The 2303-nt window shown below is 63.5% G+C and carries 4 protein-coding genes and 1 pseudogene; 3 read left to right on the top strand and 2 right to left on the bottom strand.

Annotation, left to right across the window (positions count from 1 at the left end):
- A partial coding sequence (locus ACXJL8_RS39185) for a tRNA-guanine transglycosylase (protein ID WP_456686828.1) occupies positions 1-398 on the top strand: 398 nt, incomplete at its 5' end.
- A 1-nt stretch (position 399) separates the two neighbouring features.
- On the opposite strand, the gene ACXJL8_RS39180 is transcribed toward ACXJL8_RS39185, so the two are convergent.
- A complete protein-coding gene (locus ACXJL8_RS39180) occupies positions 400-618 on the bottom strand; it encodes a hypothetical protein (RefSeq protein WP_456618897.1) in 219 nt (72 codons plus the stop codon).
- A gap of 222 nt (positions 619-840) precedes the next feature.
- On the opposite strand from ACXJL8_RS39180, the gene cysK reads away from it, so the two are divergent.
- Both cysK and ACXJL8_RS39170 read left to right on the top strand, forming a co-directional pair.
- Positions 841-1818 (top strand): cysteine synthase A, encoded by a 978-nt coding sequence (cysK, locus tag ACXJL8_RS39175; RefSeq protein ID WP_456618898.1) that lies wholly within the window; start codon positions 841-843, stop codon positions 1816-1818.
- A 3-nt stretch (positions 1819-1821) separates the two neighbouring features.
- On the top strand, positions 1822-2064 hold the full coding sequence (locus ACXJL8_RS39170) for a BrnA antitoxin family protein (protein ID WP_456618899.1): 243 nt from the start codon (positions 1822-1824) through the stop codon (positions 2062-2064).
- A gap of 43 nt (positions 2065-2107) precedes the next feature.
- On the opposite strand, the pseudogene ACXJL8_RS39165 reads toward ACXJL8_RS39170, so the two are convergent.
- Positions 2108-2303 (bottom strand): annotated as a pseudogene (locus ACXJL8_RS39165) (peptide ABC transporter ATP-binding protein); the annotation flags it as partial.

Genomic DNA, 2303 nt, shown 5'->3' with positions numbered 1-2303 from the left:
ATCTGATGGGCGTCGGCACGCCCGACGACATCCTCGAGGCGGTGAAGCGCGGCATCGACATGTTCGATTGCGTGATGCCGACACGCAATGGCCGCCATGGCGTCGCTTTCACCCGCTTCGGCCAGGTGAACCTGCGCAACGCACGCCACGCCGACGATCCGCGTCCGCTCGACGAAGCGAGCTCGTGGCCGTCGACGTGCAACTGCGCGCGCGCCTACCTGCACCATCTCGTCAAGGCCGGCGAGACGCTGGGGGCGATGCTGCTGTCCGAGATCAATATCGCTTACTACCAGTCCCTGATGCAGGGCATCAGGGACGCGATCGCACACGGAAGGTTCGAAGAGTTCTATCAGCGTACGCGCGAGGACTGGGCGAGGGGCGATATCGCCCAGCGCTAACTCAGTTGCAGACGAAGCGCTGCTTGACGGCGTGCTTGGTCACGAAGCCGTACCCGCAATTGTCGCAGGTCCAGAGATAGCTGATCATGTGGTCGGAAACGTACGCAGAGGCTTCGGCGGCGACCATGGAGTCGGCGCAGACGGGACAGGTGGGCAACTCGCTGCAACGCGGATCGCGCATCGGCACTACGGTCGACAACACTTCAGCTACTGCTGACATCGTGGTGACCTCCTGCTTCTAGACCTAAGTCTAACATAAGCAGAATCAGTTGACGAGGTCGCAACACAAATGCGTTGGTTTTCTGATAATTACAGCTCACGCGATTTTGCGATGCAGCGTATTTAACATGTGCCGCAATGTCGCTTGCGTGTCACCGCAAGCTGTCCGTAACTGCGCAAGAGCTGCGATAGAAGCGCAAACCGCCGTCACAGGGAGTTCATCATGGACGTATCGTCCACCACGGGTGCAGCGCACCAACCCGGCCGCGGCCGGGTCTACGACTCGATCGTCGAGGCTTTTGGCGACACGCCGATCGTGCGGCTGCAACGCCTGCCGGGCATGCACGGCGTGAATGCGACCATTTTGGCAAAACTTGAATATTTCAATCCGGCCGCCAGCGTGAAGGATCGGATCGGGGCGGCCATGATCATCGCCATGGAGAAGGCGGGCATCATCAAGCCGGATACCGTGCTGATCGAGCCGACCTCCGGCAACACYGGCATCGCGCTGGCCTTCGTCGCCGCCTCGCGCGGCTATCGGCTGAAGCTGGTGATGCCGGAATCCATGTCGATCGAGCGGCGCAAGATGCTGGCGTTTCTCGGGGCCGAGCTGGTGCTGACGCCGGCGGCGCAGGGCATGAAGGGCGCCATCGCCGCCGCCGAAGAGCTGCTGAAGACCACACCGAATTCGGTGATGCCGCAGCAGTTCAAGAACCTCGCCAATCCCGAGGTGCATCGCCGCACCACTGCGGAGGAGATCTGGAACGACACCGGTGGCAATATCGATTTCTTCGTTGCCGGCGTCGGCACCGGTGGCACGATCACCGGCGTCGGCCAGGTGCTCAAGCCGCGCAAAGCCTCGTTGCGGGTGGTCGCGGTCGAACCCGAGGAAAGCCCGGTGCTCTCCGGCGGCCAGCACACCCCGCACAAGATCCAGGGCATTGGCGCGGGCTTCGTGCCCGACATCCTCGACCGCTCCGTGATCGACGAGATCGTGAAGGTCAACTCGACGACGGCGATCGAGATGTCGCGGGCGCTGGCGCGCCACGAGGGCATTCCGGGCGGCATCTCCTCGGGCGCCGCCATCGCTGCCGCGCTCCAGATCGGCAAGCGGCCGGAAGCTGAGGGAAAAACCATTCTGGCGGTGGTGCCATCCTTCTCGGAGCGCTATCTTTCGACGGCTTTGTTTGAAGGAATTTAGCAGATGGCGGATCTACCGAGGCGGCCACGGACATTGGGCGACGCGCGGACCGAAGCCGAGGCGGCGTTCAAGAAGGTGACGGCCAAGGTCGCCGTGGCGCCGCCCCCGAAGCAGAACACGGCTCCCGGGATCAAGGAGCAGGTCACGCTGCGCATCGACCAGGACGTCCTCGAGTTCTTCCAGGAGGGCGGCCCCGGCTGGCAGGACCGCATCAACGACGCCCTGCGCAAGGCCGCGGGGAAGTAGGGGCCGGCTGCCAGGGGCGCCGAAAGGCGGCGCGCCGGCGAACTCAGAGGACCTGCGACAGGAATCGCTGCGTTCGCTCGTCCTTGGCCGCCGTAAACAATGCTTCCGGCGGCCCGTGCYCGACGATCACACCGCGATCGGTGAAGTAGACGTGATCGGCGACCTCACGCGCGAAGTTCATTTCATGGGTGACGAGGAGGCATGTCATCCCATCCTCGGCAAGCTCCCGGATGGTGACC

The sequence above is a fragment of the Bradyrhizobium sp. P5_C11_2 genome (assembly GCF_054049755.1).
Note: the sequence above shows the minus strand (reverse complement) of the source record. Positions and strands in the feature narration are given on the sequence as shown.